General features: G+C 64.5%; 17 protein-coding genes and 1 riboswitch. Of the genes, 7 read left to right on the top strand and 10 right to left on the bottom strand.

Annotated features, from left to right (window positions below):
• Positions 1 to 96 precede the first annotated feature (96 nt).
• The gene (locus K7H93_RS15965) at positions 97 to 228 is read left to right on the top strand and encodes a hypothetical protein (RefSeq protein ID WP_269060179.1); all 132 of its coding nucleotides are present in this window, start codon (positions 97 to 99) and stop codon (positions 226 to 228) included.
• Positions 229 to 279: 51 nt separating this feature from the next.
• On the opposite strand, the gene K7H93_RS09290 is transcribed toward K7H93_RS15965, so the two are convergent.
• The gene (locus K7H93_RS09290) at positions 280 to 570 is read right to left on the bottom strand and encodes a hypothetical protein (protein ID WP_230783385.1); all 291 of its coding nucleotides are present in this window, start codon (positions 568 to 570) and stop codon (positions 280 to 282) included.
• A 142-nt stretch (positions 571 to 712) separates the two neighbouring features.
• On the opposite strand from K7H93_RS09290, the gene K7H93_RS09285 reads away from it, so the two are divergent.
• Entirely contained in the window at positions 713 to 1,213 is a 501-nt protein-coding gene (locus K7H93_RS09285) for a YaiI/YqxD family protein (protein WP_230783384.1), read from the top strand.
• Here K7H93_RS09285 and K7H93_RS09280 read toward each other — a convergent pair.
• Together K7H93_RS09280 and K7H93_RS09275 are read right to left on the bottom strand one after the other, a co-directional pair.
• Positions 1,210 to 1,605 (bottom strand): type II toxin-antitoxin system death-on-curing family toxin, encoded by a 396-nt coding sequence (locus K7H93_RS09280; protein ID WP_230783383.1) that lies wholly within the window; start codon positions 1,603 to 1,605, stop codon positions 1,210 to 1,212. The two genes, K7H93_RS09285 and K7H93_RS09280, sit on opposite strands and share 4 nt — an antisense overlap.
• 142 nt (positions 1,606 to 1,747) lie before the next feature.
• Positions 1,748 to 1,975, bottom strand: a complete 228-nt coding sequence (locus K7H93_RS09275) for an AbrB/MazE/SpoVT family DNA-binding domain-containing protein (RefSeq protein ID WP_230783382.1) — start codon at positions 1,973 to 1,975, stop codon at positions 1,748 to 1,750.
• 195 nt (positions 1,976 to 2,170) lie between these two features.
• On the opposite strand from K7H93_RS09275, the gene K7H93_RS09270 reads away from it, so the two are divergent.
• Both K7H93_RS09270 and K7H93_RS09265 read left to right on the top strand, forming a co-directional pair.
• On the top strand, positions 2,171 to 3,214 hold the full coding sequence (locus K7H93_RS09270; protein ID WP_230783381.1) for an ATP-binding protein: 1,044 nt from the start codon (positions 2,171 to 2,173) through the stop codon (positions 3,212 to 3,214).
• Positions 3,201 to 3,434 (top strand): hypothetical protein, encoded by a 234-nt coding sequence (locus K7H93_RS09265; RefSeq protein WP_230783380.1) that lies wholly within the window; start codon positions 3,201 to 3,203, stop codon positions 3,432 to 3,434. Before K7H93_RS09270 ends, K7H93_RS09265 begins: the two co-directional genes overlap by 14 nt.
• A 258-nt stretch (positions 3,435 to 3,692) precedes the next feature.
• Here the strand turns inward: K7H93_RS09265 and K7H93_RS09260 are convergent, their stop codons facing one another.
• The 4 genes from K7H93_RS09260 to K7H93_RS09245 all read right to left on the bottom strand — a co-directional run bounded on the left by K7H93_RS09260 (position 3,693) and on the right by K7H93_RS09245 (position 7,106).
• Positions 3,693 to 4,274, bottom strand: a complete 582-nt coding sequence (locus tag K7H93_RS09260; protein ID WP_230783379.1) for an SNARE-associated domain-containing protein — start codon at positions 4,272 to 4,274, stop codon at positions 3,693 to 3,695.
• 31 nt (positions 4,275 to 4,305) lie between these two features.
• Positions 4,306 to 4,830: a hypothetical protein gene (locus K7H93_RS09255; protein ID WP_230783378.1), complete on the bottom strand. Its 525-nt coding sequence runs from the start codon at positions 4,828 to 4,830 to the stop codon at positions 4,306 to 4,308.
• Positions 4,827 to 6,716 (bottom strand): phosphomethylpyrimidine synthase ThiC, encoded by a 1,890-nt coding sequence (thiC, locus tag K7H93_RS09250; RefSeq protein WP_230783377.1) that lies wholly within the window; start codon positions 6,714 to 6,716, stop codon positions 4,827 to 4,829. The genes K7H93_RS09255 and thiC overlap by 4 nt, the downstream gene beginning before the upstream one ends.
• Before the next feature lie 49 nt (positions 6,717 to 6,765).
• A riboswitch (TPP riboswitch) is annotated at positions 6,766 to 6,877 on the bottom strand.
• A gap of 43 nt (positions 6,878 to 6,920) precedes the next feature.
• A complete protein-coding gene (locus K7H93_RS09245) occupies positions 6,921 to 7,106 on the bottom strand; it encodes a DUF1328 domain-containing protein (protein WP_230783376.1) in 186 nt (61 codons plus the stop codon).
• Between the two features lie 182 nt (positions 7,107 to 7,288).
• Here K7H93_RS09245 and K7H93_RS09240 point away from each other — a divergent pair, with 182 nt between their 5' ends.
• On the top strand, positions 7,289 to 8,905 hold the full coding sequence (locus K7H93_RS09240) for an AbgT family transporter (RefSeq protein WP_230783375.1): 1,617 nt from the start codon (positions 7,289 to 7,291) through the stop codon (positions 8,903 to 8,905).
• Positions 8,906 to 8,967: 62 nt separating this feature from the next.
• On the top strand, positions 8,968 to 9,378 hold the full coding sequence (locus K7H93_RS09235) for a hypothetical protein (protein ID WP_230783374.1): 411 nt from the start codon (positions 8,968 to 8,970) through the stop codon (positions 9,376 to 9,378).
• Positions 9,379 to 9,391: 13 nt separating this feature from the next.
• On the opposite strand, the gene K7H93_RS09230 is transcribed toward K7H93_RS09235, so the two are convergent.
• The 3 genes from K7H93_RS09230 to K7H93_RS09220 form a co-directional block, all read right to left on the bottom strand.
• Positions 9,392 to 9,799, bottom strand: a complete 408-nt coding sequence (locus K7H93_RS09230) for a hypothetical protein (RefSeq protein ID WP_230783373.1) — start codon at positions 9,797 to 9,799, stop codon at positions 9,392 to 9,394.
• 314 nt (positions 9,800 to 10,113) lie between these two features.
• Complete coding sequence (locus K7H93_RS09225; RefSeq protein ID WP_230783372.1) at positions 10,114 to 11,931, bottom strand: DUF885 domain-containing protein; 1,818 nt, start codon at positions 11,929 to 11,931, stop codon at positions 10,114 to 10,116.
• Between the two features lie 103 nt (positions 11,932 to 12,034).
• On the bottom strand, positions 12,035 to 13,306 hold the full coding sequence (locus K7H93_RS09220) for a metal-dependent hydrolase family protein (RefSeq protein WP_230783371.1): 1,272 nt from the start codon (positions 13,304 to 13,306) through the stop codon (positions 12,035 to 12,037).
• Positions 13,307 to 13,351: 45 nt separating this feature from the next.
• Between K7H93_RS09220 and K7H93_RS09215 the strand changes: the two genes are divergently transcribed.
• Positions 13,352 to 15,478, top strand: coding sequence for a S9 family peptidase (locus K7H93_RS09215; protein WP_230783370.1), 2,127 nt, complete (start codon positions 13,352 to 13,354; stop codon positions 15,476 to 15,478).
• The last annotated feature ends 147 nt before the right edge of the window (positions 15,479 to 15,625 follow it).

Raw genomic sequence — 15,625 nt, 5'->3', positions numbered from 1 at the left:
CAAGACGCGCACGCGGCGATTCACGAATTGATGCAAGGGTTGGGCCGAAGAGGCGTACACCCATGCGCGGGGCATACCGTCCCGATTGGAACCGATATGGCCAAGGGCCAGCAGAAGAAGAGCCGAGAGAACCGCAAGCCCAAGCAGGAAAAGGTGAAGACCAACGCCTCCAACCCCAGCATCAAGCCGGGTGCGATCAAGGGGCTGGAGAATATGAAGAACAGCTAGCGGCGAAATGGCGGGGGCGCCCGGCTTTCGCGCCGGTGGCCCCCGGCCTTCCTACCGGCTGAGGCGCCTGCGATTGGCGCGCACCGGCTTTGCATAATGCGCCAGCGCGCGACCCGTCGCCTCTTCGGCCGACTGGTTTGCGCCGCCTGCCATGATCGCGGGCATCAGCGTCATCGCGGCGGTCATCTTCTCGCTCACCATCCGCTCGGCCTCGCTCTCGGCCAGCTTGCCGCCCGCCATGATCCGCATCGAGCGCAGCCAGATGACATAGGACGCCTCCATCGACAGCGCCCAGGTATCGAACGCGAGCCGCGTCCACGAAGCGGAGAGAGATTGGGTCATCGGAGGTTTCCTAGGGGTGCGGCGGAATGCTGCACTGCGATAACGGACGGCACGGCGGAAGGTTGCGTGGGCGTGTTTCGAGAGCGGCGCTTGCCCGGCCCGGCGGTAGGAATGCGGCAGCGGGCGCGCTACGGATACCTCGATGTACAGCCCCTCCCCTCCCGATAACGCTCCCCAGCCGGACGCCGCAACCATTCTGGTCGATGCCGACGCCTGCCCGGTGAAGGAGGAAATCTACCGCGTCGCCGCGCGCCACAAGGCGCATGTCCGCGTGGTCAGCAACAGCCCCTTCCGCGTGCCGGTGAGCGAGCGGGTCAAGCGCGTGGTGGTCTCGGATGGCTTCGACGCGGCGGATGACTGGATCGCGGAGAATGCCAGCCCAGGCACCGTGGTCATCACCGCCGACATTCTGCTGGCCGAGCGCTGCCTCAAGGCGGGTGCGACGGTGCTGCGCCACGACGGCAAGAGCTTCGACGCCGCCAGCATCGGCAGCGCCATCGCCACCCGCGCGATCATGGAAGACCTGCGCGCCGGGATGGACGGCCCCCTCGGCGTGGCTGGAGGCGGCCCGCCGCCTTTCAGCAAGGCGGACCGCTCGCGGTTCCTGCAGGCGCTGGACCGGGTGCTGGTGGGGATGCGCTAGGCCGCGCAAAGGCGCTGGCGGAACCAGTCGGCCAGCTCGTCTTCCGAAAGTTCGCCTGCGGCCAGCGCCAGCACGATATCGATCGCATCCCTCGGCGCAAACGATAGCGCCTGCCCGTTCAGCCTGAGGAACAGGCGCGCAAACACCCACGCCGTGCGCTTGTTGCCGTCGGCAAAGGGATGGTTGCGCGCAATGCCATAGGCGTAGGCGGCGGCGAGCGCGCACAGATCATCTTCACCATAGGTCCACTGGTTGAGCGGACGGGCCAGCGCGCTTTCGAGCATGCCCTGATCGCGCACGCCCGTAGGCCCGCCATGCTCGGCCAACTGGCGATCATGGATGGCGAGCGCGAGGTCCAGCGAGAGCCACTCGGGTTCGGTGCGGGCGGTCAAACTTCTCCCCTGCCTTGAGGGAGGGGTTGGGGGTGGGTGTACGGCGCTGATTGGCCGCGCCCGACTTCAAGCGTCGATCCCCCACCCCTCGATCCCCCACCCCTCGATCCCCTCCCCACGGGGAGGGGAGGCGCAGCGGCGATCACTTCGCCAGTTCGCGCAGGATATCGCGATCCTCACGCATGATCGCCTCGGCAGCATCCATCTTGGCGGCAAAGTCCGGATCGACCGCCGTCAGCCTTACCCCGTCCGGCGCTTCGGAAAGATAGAGCTGATCCCCCGGCCCGACCCGCAGGCGCGCCAGCACCTCCTTGGGCAGGACGATCCCGGCGGAATTGCCGATCTTGGTGATTTTGAGTGGCTTGTTCATACGGGCGTTATAACATTGGCTGGCGGACGCCACAAGCAGCTTGAAGAGGTGTGCCCTCCCCGGATTCCTCTGCGGGAATTTCCTAGCGATATTTCAGGCGGTCGGATCTTATGTAATAGTGCTCTTACATTTTTCAGGGACGCAAGTTACGCCCGGATGCAGGCACCACCTCTACATGAAAGACCAAGCCCAGCCATGAAGTACAAACTGAAGGAGGTTTTCGCCGCTGGCGGCGTGCCGACGGTCACCTACGTCGATAGAGCTGAGCTCGAACTAGAGAAGAGAATTGAGCGCGCATTAGAGCGAGGCTTTACCTTCAACGTTGTCACTGGCCCGACAAAGTCGGGAAAGTCAGTGCTATGTCAGAAGGTACTTGGCGACGCGAAATTGATTCAGATTGAAGGGGGCCAGGTCGAGAACGCTGAGGAGTTTTGGAGTCAGCTAGGACATTTTCTACAGATCGCAGCAACGGAAACGACAACCGACAAGGCCAGTGGTAAAGTATCAGTCTCAGCCAAGCCTGGCTGGTTTGTCGATAGCCTTGTGAAGCTGACGGGGGGGATGGAACTGGGTGCCGAATCCTCGAATACGAAACAGTTTGTAAAGAGCTTGAAAATTGCTGCCATTGAGGCCCTCATCAGGAGCGATGCAGTTCTTCTAATCGACGATTTTCACTATATACCAGCCGCAACCCAAAAAGAGATTATTCAATCTTTTAAGAAGCCGGTTGCTGACGGGCTTAAACTATTTTTTCTGGCCGTGCCTCATCGCGGCTTTGATCCAATCAATGTTGAGAAGGAAGTAGAGGGCCGCTTTAAGCACATCAAGATCCCCACGTGGGATATGACACATTTAACAAAGATCGCAACACTCGGATTTCCAGCACTCAATGTAAAATGCGACAACTCAAAAATTGCTGACATCGCATCCCAAGCCACCCGAAACCCCCTGCTTATGCAGGAAATATGTGCCGAGCTTTGCTTAGAAAACGGAATCAAAGAGACACAGACCAAACTCATTACGCTTGATATGTCTAAGCTCACCCAAGCCTATCGCGAGGTAGCAGAAAGTAAGGGATTCCCCACATTCCAACTCCTGCAGAAGGGCCCACAAGCCAAGAAGTTAAGAGAGCAGAGGCTTTTGGCTGACGGGACCACTGAGGATATTTATTCCCTGATTATGAAAGCTCTTGCGCATTCCGGACCAAAGCCGACGACGAGCTACGATGAGCTACGATGAGCTTCGCGCTGAAATGAAGGACCTCCTAGATGAGCAGGGAAAGATGCCGCAGAAGAACGAAATTACGAGCGCTTTGAGCCACATGACACAAATCGCCCGAAAGAAAATTGAAGGTGAAACCGCTATTGAGTGGATTAAAGACACCAACGAGATCGTCATCGTTGATCCATTTCTTATATTTTATATGCGGCACGCTGACCTATCGGGCGGCGCAGACTGAGACGCGCCAAGTCAGAGGTCTATTGCTCCGAAGGGCTCCCTCTTCTACCGATACACCTTGTTCACTCCCACAATCCCCTCCAGCGTTTCCACGGCCTCCCCCCCCAGTCCGCACCTCGCGCACCGCCTCCAGAAACGGCGCGTAGTCGACGTAGTCGCGGTGCTCGAAGACTTTGCCGCCTGACAGTGTCAGCACGATCACCATCGGCGTCACGCTGTCCAAGGCGGCGCAGGGGCAGACCGGCGGCACGGGGCGCGCTCAGCCTTCGGGCGTGTCGCCTCCGCCCAGCCGCTTGCGCCAGTCAATCCGGGTCAGCGCGACGATCCCCGCCAGCATCGCGACCTGCAGCGCGATGCCCCACGGGCTAGTGAGGCCGCTGCGGATGACCTCGCCCAGGCTGGTCGCGCGGATGGTGTGCGCGGTCAGGCCGTAGATCGTGTAGGAGACGAACCGGCCCGCGAAGAACGCCGCGGTGAAGGGCAGCAGCCGCATCCGGGCAAGGCCCGCGGCCATGAACAATTGCGCCGATGGCAGCGGGGAGAGCGCGAACAGGCCGAGCCCCAGCAGCGTGCTACCGCGCCGCTTCTCGAGCGCTTCGCGCGCCGCCGCCAGATTGTCCTGCGTGCGAGCGGAGAGGAACCTTGCGCCCAGATACCGCGTGGCAAGGCCCAGCAGCAAGCGCCCCGACGCCGCCGCCAGCGCGCCCACGGGGACGAGGATCGGCAGCGCCAGATCTCCGCCGAGCGTGTAGAGCGCGATGATCGACCAGGTCGGCGGCCCGAACGCGGGCAGCAGGTTCACGCCGAACACGATGGCGAAGAAGATCAGGTATTCGGTCATTCGTCGCCCTGCCCCCTATCGTCGCCGCCGGTCAGCCGGCTTCGACGATCTCCAGCACGCTCGTCTGGCTGGCGGTAACGCCCGCGATCTCGTCGGTCACGTCGAGCTGCACGGTGTAGTCGCCCAGCTGCTCGCCATCCTCGATCACCAGGGCGATCGAATTGGGGGCGACACCGAAGCCCTGCGCGACCGGGGGCGAGAGCGGGAGCGCGTCGAACGCGATCGGATCGCCATAGGGCGTGCCGTCGGGCGCGGTGACGGTGACGACGGCGGAGAGATGGCACCGCCCGGCAAAGTCGCGCTGGCACCCGCCGTACAGGATAAACTGCTGGATCGGCCGGTTGCGGGCCGTCCGCGTCGTGATCGGCAAGGTCGGCGGGTCGGGCTGGTTCCACTGCGCGAGGAACGCGTCGGGATCGACCGACCAGAGGTGGATGATCCGCAGCTCTCCCGCGCGCACCTCAGCGCCGCCCTCGTCCTGTGCGGCGGCCGCACGGGGCACGAGGGCGAGCCAGAGGGCAAGCGAGAGCGCTGCTGCGATGGCGCGCGGCTTCATTCGGTCTCCTGCTCGGGCAGGTAGAGTCGTTCGCCCTTGGCGCGGTAGACTTCGCTCATCGTTTCCATGCCCCGCTCGTTCTCGGCGCGCTGTTCGGGCGAATTCTCACCCTTCAGATCTTCGCTCGCCAGATAGCTGTCGCTATTCTGCCTCGCGGCGAACTCGCGCACTTCCTGGCTGATCTTCATGGAGCAGAATTTCGGCCCGCACATCGAGCAGAAATGCGCGGTCTTGGCGCCTTCTGCGGGCAGCGTCTGGTCGTGATACTGCTCGGCGGTGTCGGGGTCGAGCGAGAGGTTGAACTGATCGCGCCAGCGGAATTCGAAGCGCGCCTTGCTCAGCGCATCGTCGCGCACCTGCGCCGCCGGGTGGCCCTTGGCGAGGTCCGCCGCGTGGGCGGCCAGCTTGTAGGTCACCACGCCGACCTTCACGTCGTCGCGGTCGGGCAGGCCGAGGTGCTCCTTGGGCGTGACATAGCAGAGCATCGCCGTGCCATACCAGCCGATCTGCGCCGCGCCGATGCCGCTGGTGATATGGTCGTAACCGGGCGCAATATCGGTCACGAGCGGCCCGAGCGTGTAGAACGGAGCCTCGCCGCAGGCTTCGAGCTGCTTGTCCATGTTCTCCTTGATCTTGTGCATAGGCACATGGCCCGGCCCTTCGATCATCACCTGCACATCCTGCTCCCACGCCTTCTTGGTGAGTTCGCCCAGCGTGTAGAGCTCGGCGAATTGCGCTTCGTCGTTGGCGTCGTAGATCGAGCCGGGGCGCAGGCCGTCGCCCAGCGAATAGGCGATGTCGTAGGCCTTCATGATCTCGGTGATCTCGTCGAAGCGCTCGTAGAGGAAGCTCTCCTTGTGATGCGCGAGGCACCACTTGGCCATGATCGATCCGCCGCGGCTGACGATGCCGGTCATCCGCTTGGCTGCCATCGGCACGTAGGGCAGGCGCACGCCCGCGTGGATGGTGAAATAGTCGACGCCCTGTTCGGCCTGTTCGATCAGCGTGTCGCGGAAGATCTCCCACGTCAGGTCCTCGGCCACGCCGCCGACCTTTTCGAGCGCCTGGTAGATCGGCACGGTGCCGATGGGGACGGGGCTGTTGCGGATGATCCATTCGCGGGTGTCGTGAATGTTGCGGCCTGTGCTCAGGTCCATGACGGTGTCGGCACCCCAGCGGATCGACCAGACCATCTTGTCGACCTCGTTGGCGACGTCGGATGCGACGGCGGAGTTGCCGATATTGGCGTTGATCTTGACCAGGAAGTTGCGCCCGATCGCCATCGGTTCGCTTTCGGGGTGGTTTATGTTGTTGGGGATGATCGCTCGGCCCCGCGCCACCTCGTCGCGAACGAACTCCGGCGTGATGAAATCGGGGATCGCCGCGCCCCAGCTCTGCCCATCGCGGTCCTTCGCGATCATTTCGCGACCCAGGTTCTCCCGCTCCGCGACATATTCCATTTCGGGCGTGATGATGCCCTTGCGGGCGTAGTGCATCTGGCTGACGTTCTGGCCCGCCTTGGCGCGCAGCGGACGCTTCACGACGCTGGGGAACTGCGGGACGCCGCCCGAACGATCCGGCCCGAGCTGGCCGTTATCCTCCGGCTTCACTGGCCTCGCGTCGTATTCCTCGACATCGCCGCGCGCCATGATCCACTCGCGGCGCAGCTGCGGGAGGCCCATGTTGATGTCGATCGCGACATTGGGGTCCGTGTAGGGGCCGGAGGTGTCGTAGACGCGCAGGGAAGGCTCTCCGCCCTCGAGGTCGATCTCACGCATGGCAACGCGAACGCCGCTGCCGGTGCGCGCGGCGACATGGACCTTGCGGCTGCCGCGAATGGGCCCGGTGGTAACTCCGATTTCGGTGCGGGCGGGGATGTCGGCCATGAAAAACGCTCCTTACAAAGTCGGAGCGAGGGCGGAGGCCGGGAGTTCTTTCCGAAAACCGCTCCCTCCCTCCGCCCGTATTACCGGGATCAGGTTCGACGGGTCGCGGTCTATTCCGCTCTCAACCTGCGATTTCGCGGCAGGCTCCCCGGGGATGTTCATGACTGTAGAGAACGTGATGCCCGGCGTAAAGCGCGCGCCGGATCAGTCGAGCGCGTCGGAGGCCTTCTTGCCGGCCATAATTCCCAGCACCAGGAAGATCACGAACAGGACGGCGGCGATGACCGCCAGCCAGATCGCGATATCGACGAAGGCACCGGCAACGCCGCCGAAACCAAGGATCGCGGCAACAGCGGCGACGACGAGACATATGAGAGCCAGTTTGATCATACCCGACCAACCGGCGGTTGCGCGCCCGGTTCCGCAGTCGGCACTCGTTTAGTGCCAGTTCAGGCGCGTTCGTGCCTGTTGGCGGCTTTGGAGGACGGGCTTGTCCCCCAGGTACTTTTGAGGGCACACCCACTCGCACCTTTTCTTTCGCGCGCCCAGGCCGCCAACCGACCGGAGCCACGATGACCGAATTTCCCCCGCCCGCAGACGAGAATACGCCCGAGGCTGTCGCCAAGCCGAAGCGCAACGCCTTTACCCGCTTTCTCGACGGCGTCGAATGGCTGGGCAACCTGCTGCCCCACCCCGTCACCTTGTTCGCGCTGCTGGCGGTGGGCATCGTGCTGCTGTCGGGCCTGTTCGGCTGGATGGGCGTCGCGGTGGTCGATCCGAGGCCCGCAGGCGCGCCGGGCGTGGCCGATGACGGGATGATCCGCGCGGTCAGCCTGATGAACGTGGAGGGACTGCAACGCATCTTCACCGGGCTGGTCGACAATTTCACCTCGTTCGCGCCGCTCGGCGTGGTGCTGGTCGCGATGCTCGGCGTCGGCGTGGCGGAGAAATCCGGCCTGCTGAGCGCGGCGGTGCGCAGCCTCGTGCTGGGCGCACCGCCCAAGCTGGTGACCGTGGCGATCGTGTTCGCCGGGATCATCTCCAACACCGCGAGCGAAGTCGGCTATGTCGTGCTGATCCCGCTCGGCGGCGCGATCTACTACGCGCTCGGCCGTCATCCGCTCGCCGGGATGGCCGCGGCCTTCGCGGGCGTTTCGGGCGGTTACAGCGCCAACCTGCTGATCGGCACGATCGACCCGCTGCTGGCCGGGATTACCGAGGAAGCGGCGCAGCTGATCGACCCCGACTATACTGTGCTGGCGACCGCCAACTGGTATTTCATGGTCGCGAGCACCTTCCTGATCACCGCGATCGGCAGCCTCGTGTCGATCTATATCGTCGAGCCGCAGCTGGGGAAATTCGACGCCTCCAAGGCCGATCCCGAGATCCTCGACGAAGGAATGATGCAGCCGCTCCAGAGCGAGGAGAAGAAGGGCCTGCGCTGGGCGGGCATCGCGATGCTGGGCGTCTTCGCGCTGATGGCGCTGACGCTGTGGCCCGAGTGGGGGGTGCTGCGCAATCTGGAGACGGGCGAGCGGATGGATTCGCCCTTCTTCGACGGGTTCGTCGTGTGGATCCTGATCTTCTTCGTGTGCGTAGGCTATGCCTATGGCCGCGCGGCCAAGACGATGAAGACCGACCGCGACGTGATCGATGCGATGTCCGGCGCGCTCAGCTCGCTGGGCCTCTACATCGTACTGGTGTTCTTCGCCGCGCAGTTCGTCGCCTTCTTCGGCTGGACGCATCTGGGCGGGATCACCGCCGTCACCGGCGCGCAGTTCCTCAAAGACACCGGGATGACCGGCCCGGCGATGTTCTTCGCCTTCATCGGCATCTGCGCGCTGATCAACCTCTCGCTGGGCAGCGCCTCCGCGCAATGGGCGGTGACCGCGCCGATCTTCGTGCCGATGCTGATGCTGATCGGCTATTCGCCCGAAGCCATTCAGGCCGCCTACCGGATCGGCGATAGCACGACCAATATCATCACCCCGATGATGAGCTATTTCGGGCTGATCCTGGCGTGGGCGACGCGATACCAGAAGGATCTGGGCGTGGGCACGCTGATCGCGATGATGCTGCCCTATTCGATCTGCTTCTTCGTGGCGTGGTCGATCTTCTTCTACCTGTGGACCTTCGTGCTGGGCCTGCCGGTGGGGCCGGGTTCGCCGACCTACTACCCGGCGCAGTGAGAGCTGCCCAACTTGCCGCGTGAGGTATCGCCGGTATGCTTCCCCGCGCGATTGATGGGGGAATGACGATGCGCAGAATGCTGGTAGCCGCGATCCTGCTCGCAGGGGCGGCCTGTTCCGATGGCGACGATAGCCCCGCCGAGGCAGACGAAGCGGTCACCGAGGCCGACCCTGCCCCCGCGCCGGAGGCCGAGGAGACTGCCGAGGCGCAAGCGGAACCGGCCAGCACGCGCGAGACTATCTCCGGCGCGGTGTCGGGCATCGCGCTCGATATGGGCCCGCCGATCGGCGACATGACCACCGCCGACGGGCGCCGCGTGGCGTTCCAGATCCCGGCGGAGAATGTCGAGGCAGTGATCGATGCCTGGGGCGGGGTCGGCGCGGACCTCACCCTCGATTGCGAGAAGGGCGCGCCCTTCACTGGCGAGGGCGGGCAGGCCTACGAATATTATCAGGATTGCCGCCTGCCCTAAGGCCGACAGCGGCTCAGAACGTGCCCAGCCGCGACAGCGCGACGAAGATGCACCCTGCGCCCAGGATCGCGGAAAGGCCCGCCCACACCTCGCTCGCGCTCGCGATCAGCCAGCGACCGAAGGTGACGAAGCGTTCGCCCGCCGCCAGCAGCACGATGCCTTCCAGCACCAGCAGCCCGCCGAGCGCGGAGACTGCGATGAACAGCCAGTCGTCCGGCCGCCACGGCACCACGAGATAGATCACCGCGCCCAGCGTCAGCGTGAGGATCCCGGCGATGAAGCGCATGCCCGGCGACTGCTCGAAATCCTGCATCATCGCCTTCCACGTCCCCGGCAGCCGCAGCTCGCCCATGGCGGCGGCGAAGGCATAGATGCCGATGAACATGGCGATCCAGGCGGGAATGGTGTCGGCGGTGGCCATCGGTGGCGATTGCTCCTGTGATAATCGTGCCAGGCATCGCAAGAACCGGTCGCGATGCGGATGCACCGCGCAGCGGGCAACGGCCCCGCGCGGCAGCTCGCCGCTCCGGTACCGCGCCCGGCCAGATGCCACCGCCACATGATGCGCGTGTGACTCACCACCGGAAATTGCGTAGTTAACAATTGTTTCTTGGCCGATGGCGCTCGCGTTCGCAAGCGGGCCGCAGCCCCGCCGAACGACCGCCCCGTTATGCGACAGCCGCAGCCCGGTTTCTTATCAGGCGCGGGGAGGGATAGTGCCCAGCCGGCGCGCGGTCAGCCGCCGCCGTTCGCGATCCAGCGGTCGATCTTTTCCTCCAGCACGGGCAGCGGCAGGCCGCCGGTGTTCAGCACCTGCGCGTGGAAATCCTTGATGTCGAACGCATCGCCCAGCTTGGCCTTCGCGCGCTCGCGCAGTTCCTGGATCTTCAGCGCGCCGATCTTGTAGGCCAGCGCCTGGCTCGGGATCGCGATATAGCGCTCCACCTCGGCGACCACTTCGGTGCGGGTCATGCCCGAATTTTCGAGCATGAAGTCGATCGCCTGCTCGCGGGTCCAGCCCTTGGAGTGGATGCCGGTGTCGACCACCAGCCGCATCGCGCGCAGCTGTTCGTCCTGCAACGTGCCGTACCGCGCCCACGGGTCTTCATAGAAGCCCATCTCGTTGCCCAGCGTCTCGGCATAGAGCGCCCAGCCTTCGACGAAGGAGGTCGTCCCGCCGAAGCGCATGAAGGCGGGCAGATCCTCGTTCTCCTGCGCCAGACTGATCTGGAAATGGTGCCCCGGCGCGCCTTCGTGCAGATAGAGCGTCACATTGCCCGTCGTCAGGCGGCTGGGCAGGTCGTAGGCGTTGAAGAAGAAGGTGCCCGGACGCGATCCGTCGGGCGTACCAGACTGGTACGAGCCGCCCGCGCTGAACTGCTCGATCGAGGGGTCGTAGGGTTCGATCTTGAGTTCGGACTTGGGGACCAGGCTGAACAGCTCGCCGATCTTCGCATCGACCTGCTTGCCGATATCGTAATAGGTCTGGGTCAGCGCCTCGCGGCTCTCCGGCTTGAACTTGGGATCGGTGCGCACGTAGTCGAAGAATTCGCCCAGCGTGCCCTCGTAGCCGACCTCTTCCTTCAGCGCCTCCAGCTCACCCTTGATCCGCTCGACCTCGGAAAGGCCCAGTTGGTGGATGTAGTCTGCTTTGAGCGGCAGGGTCGTGGTGCTCTCGATCAGCTGTTCGTACAGCTTGGCCCCGCCCTTCATCTGGCTCAGGCCCACTTCCTCGCGCGCGGCGGCAAGATATTCGTCGCGCAGGAAATCGCGCAGCCGCTCGTGCGCGGCGTAGATTTCGCGGGTCTTGGCCTCATAGGCGGCGGTCAGGCGAGCCTTGTCCGCGTCCGAGAAATTCTCGGGGAACATCGTGGTCGGGTCCATGAACTGCGATTCCGCAATCGGGATCGCCAGCTGTGTGTCGAGCTGCGAAATCACGTTGCCGATCGTCAGCTTGGTCTCGACCACGCCCGTTTCCATCCCTTCACGGAACTTCTCGATCGAGCGGTGGGTAATGGCGATATAGTCGTCGTGGCGGCTGAGGTTGTCTTCGTAGTTCGCGATGGTCTTGAACGGTGCCGCGCCGGTACCGCTCGCGAAATTGGGGTAGAAGGTGTGGAAGCCGCTGAAGTGGTTGACCGGGCGCACCTCGGTCAGAGCGCGGATTTCCGGGGTTGCGCCCTTGAGCGATTCATCCTGGTTGTACTTGAACACGTCGTAGGCGAGCTGGTCGGTCGGCGAGAGCTTGGCGCGGTCGATCTGGTCGAGCAGCGCGACGTTGAGCTGCGTGTCGCGCAGCGAGGCGTAATAGCTCGCATCGGTCAGGTAGTCGCCCAGCCGGTCCGCATTGGTGTCGTCGCCGCGAAACAGGCGGCTGAGCGGATTGAGTTCCAGACTGCGCGCATCGGAATCGGCGAACAGCGCGAACAGCTTGTCGTGTTCGGACTGCTGCGCGGCGGCGGGCGCTTCCTCGTGATGATCGGCCAGCGCCACCCCGGGCGAGGCAAGCAGGGCGAGCGCGGCGGCTCCGGTCAGCAGGCGACGGATGGTCATGTCGGTAGTCTCCCCCAGGAATATAATCGCGCGACGATAGGCCGGGCCGGGGCACCGGCCAATCGCCTTCTGCAAAGGCCAGCGGCCAATCGACGAACGTCGGCTATTCGATCACCCGCCCGCGCACCATCGCGAAGTCGACCTTCTCCAGCACCGTCACATCGTCCAGCGGATTGCCGTCGACCGCGATGATGTCTGCCGAATAGCCGGGCGCGAGGCGGCCGATCTGGTCGTCCATTTCCAGCACCTTCGCGGCGACCGTCGTGGCGCTTGCCAGCGCCTGCCGGTCGGTCATGCCCTGCGCGCGCATCAGCGCGAATTCGCCCGCGTTGCGGCCATGCGCGAACACGCCCGCATCGGTGCCGAAGGCGATCGGCACGTTCCAGCGCAGCGCCTTGCCCATGAAGACGCGCGCGGTTTCGGCCACGGCGCGGATCTTGTCCTCCACCACGGGGGTGTAGATGCCCTTGCCCAGCCGCTCGGTCACACCTTGGAACGCCATCAGCGTGGGGACCAGAACGGTGCCGTTCTCGCGCATCGCACGCGCCGCAGCTTCGTCCAGATAGGTGCCATGCTCGATCGTATCGATTCCGGCGCGGCTCGCCGCCTCGATCCCGCGCGCGCCATGCGCATGGGCCATCACCTTGAGGCCGAGCGAGTGGGCGGTCTCGGCAATCGCCTTCATCTCTGCATCGCTGAAATGCGCCTCCAGCCCACGGCCTTGCTGGCTGAGCACGCCGCCGGTGGCGGTGATCTTGATCACGTCGGAGCCGTTCTGGCTCGCCAGCCGCACCTTGGCCGCGCATTCGACCGGGCCGGTGCAGGTGAAGCCGCTGTCGAGCAGTTCGTTGACCTCGGGCCGGAAGCCGTTGACGTCGCCGTGCCCGCCAATGATCGCCAGCGGCACCCCCGCCGCGACGATCCGCGGGCCGGGGATCAGCCCCTCGGCCGTTCCGCGCCGCAGGGCGAAGGCGGTTTCGGGCCCGCTGCCCGCCTCGCGCACGGTGGTGAACCCCGCCAGTGCGGTGATCCGCGCGTTCTTCGCGCCCACGACCACGCCCCACTCGTCAGGCTCGGTCGCTTCCTTCCAGAAATCGCCGCCGGGATCGCCGGTCAGGTGGACATGCAGGTCGATCAGCCCGGGCAGCACGGTCTTGTCGGCAAGGTCGATCACCTGCGCCTCGCCACCCGGCGTCTGGAGCCCGTCGACGATCGAGACGATCCGGCCATCCTCGATCGTGATGGTGGCGCGGCCGCTCGGCTCGCCGTCGGCATCGCGGATCACCGATCCGGCATGGATCACCGTCACCTGCGCCAGCGCAGGCGTTCCCAGCAGCGCAGCAAGCGCCGCCATCATCCAGACCAGTACCCGCATCGTCCTATTCCCCCTTTTGCCCGGTCGCACGTTTGCGCACACCTGATGGCTGGCTATAACCTGCCGCACAGTTTGGCAAAAACAACCGAAACAATACGAGAGGACCACCAGAAGATGCACCACGCCACCCGCACTGCCCTGACCGCCGCCAGCCTGCTCGCCGGGGTGTCGCTCGCCGCGACCGCCCAGGCGCGCCCGATGACGCCGCAGGATGTGGCACAGCTGGAAAGCGTGGGCGCAATCGCCGTCTCGCCCGATGGCAGCCGCGTCGCGTACACCACCGCCAGCCTGCCCGACGTGGTTGCGGGCGAGGATAATGGCAGCACGCAGCAGCAGCTGAAAATGGCCTACGGGCCGGACAACACGCGCGTCTTTTTGCCCGAGGACGTCTCCGTCTCGACGGTCGAATTCTCGCCCGACGGGCGGATGGTCAGCTTCCTGTGGAGCAAGGACGACGAAGATCGCGCGGTCTGGGGCATTCCGGTCGATGGTGGCGCGCAGATGAAACTCGCCGAGGTCAAGGACGCCAGCGTGCGCAGCTACGCATGGGCGCCCGATGGCGCGACGCTCTATCTGCTGGCGAGTGCCGCCCCCGACAAGGACCGCAAGGCAGAGGCCAAGAATGGCTTCAACGCGGTGGTCTATGAAGAGGAAGAGCGGTTCAACCGGCTGTTCGCCGCGCAGGCCGGTGGCGAGGAAATCGACGCGAAGCCGCGCGAGATCGCCGTGTCCGGCTACGTCACCTCGTTCAGGCTCACGCCCGACGGCAAGCTCGGCATTGTCGAAAGCCAGCCGACCCCGCGGATCGACGACACCTATACCGCCAGCCGGGTCAACATCATCGATCTGGGCAAAGGCCGCGTGCTGCGCGAGGTCGAGACGCCGGGCAAGCTGGGCGATCTGGAAGTCTCGCCCGACGGCAGGCAGCTCTCGCTGGTCGCCGGTATCGACCAGCACGATCCCGCCGCGACGACGCTGCATCTGGTCAATGTCGCAAGCGGTGCATACCGCGCGCTCAACCAGGGCGCGGCGGAAGCGGTCGGCGATACCGAATGGCTCGCCAATGGCCAGCTTGCCGCGATCGTGGACAAGGGCGCGGACACGATCCTGCGCATGTACAATGCCGATGGCAGCGTGGCGCAGGAAATCGACCCGGACGAGCTGGTGCCGACTGCCCTCGAAAACGGTGGTAGCGATCGGCTGTTCGTACGTGCCGACAGCCCGCGCCATCCCAGTGAGCTGTTCGCGCTGAACGGCACCACCCTCACCCGCTGGACCAGCCACAACCCGTGGCTCGCCGAGATCGACTTCGGCACCCAGCGCACGATGACGTACACCGCGCGCGACGGGCAGCAGATCGAAGGCATTCTGATCGAGCCGGTCGGCGGTGTGCCCAAGGGCGGCGCGCCGACCATCATGATGGTCCATGGCGGGCCGGAATCGCACTACACCAATGGCTGGCTCACCGGCTATTCGATGCCCGGCCAGGTCGGCGCGGGTCAGGGCTATGCGGTGTTCCACCCGAACTATCGCGGCTCGACCGGTTACGGCACCGCGTTCTCCAAGCAGCATCAGGGCGACTATGCTGGCAAGGAATTCGACGACATCGTCGATGCCAAGCGCGCGCTGGTTGCCGAAGGGGTGACCGATGCGGACCGGACCGGGATCACTGGCGGCTCCTACGGCGGGTTCGCCAGCGCCTGGGGCGCGACGTACTACTCCAGCGAATATGCCGCGAGCGTGATGTTCGTCGGCATCTCCAACAATCTCAGCAAGTTCGGCACCACCGACATCCCCAACGAGATGTATCTGGTGCACGAGCGCAAGTGGCCGTGGGAAGAATGGGATCACCTGCTCGAGCGCAGCCCGATCTATCACGTCGACAAGGCGGAAACCCCGATCCTGATCATGCACGGGGCGGAAGACACGCGGGTTTCGCCTACCCAGAGCTACGAGCTCTATCGCAACATCAAGGTGCGCAAGCCCGATACCCCGGTGCGGCTGGTGCTGTTCCCGGGCGAAGGCCACGGCAATAGCCGCGCGGCCAGCCGCTACGACTACAACCTGCGCATGATGCGCTGGTTCGATACCTATCTGAAGACGGGCGACCGCGATGCGCAGATGCCCGCCCCGCGCCCCGACCTGATGATCCAGGACAAGAGCGAAGACTGAAGACTGAAGCCGCTTTCAGCGGCAAAGAAAGGGCGCGCAAGGGATGACCTTCGCGCCCTTTTCCGTGTCCAAACCATCCGACTTTCCAATATGGAAAGTTTTACCTTGCCAAATTGGAAAGTTACCCGCATAACTTTCCGAACTGGA

The sequence above is a fragment of the Citromicrobium bathyomarinum genome, assembly GCF_021021475.1.
Taxonomy (GTDB): Bacteria; Pseudomonadota; Alphaproteobacteria; order Sphingomonadales; family Sphingomonadaceae; genus Alteriqipengyuania; species Alteriqipengyuania bathyomarina.
The sequence above is the reverse complement of the archived record's forward strand: the minus strand, read 5'-3'. Positions and strand labels throughout refer to the sequence as shown.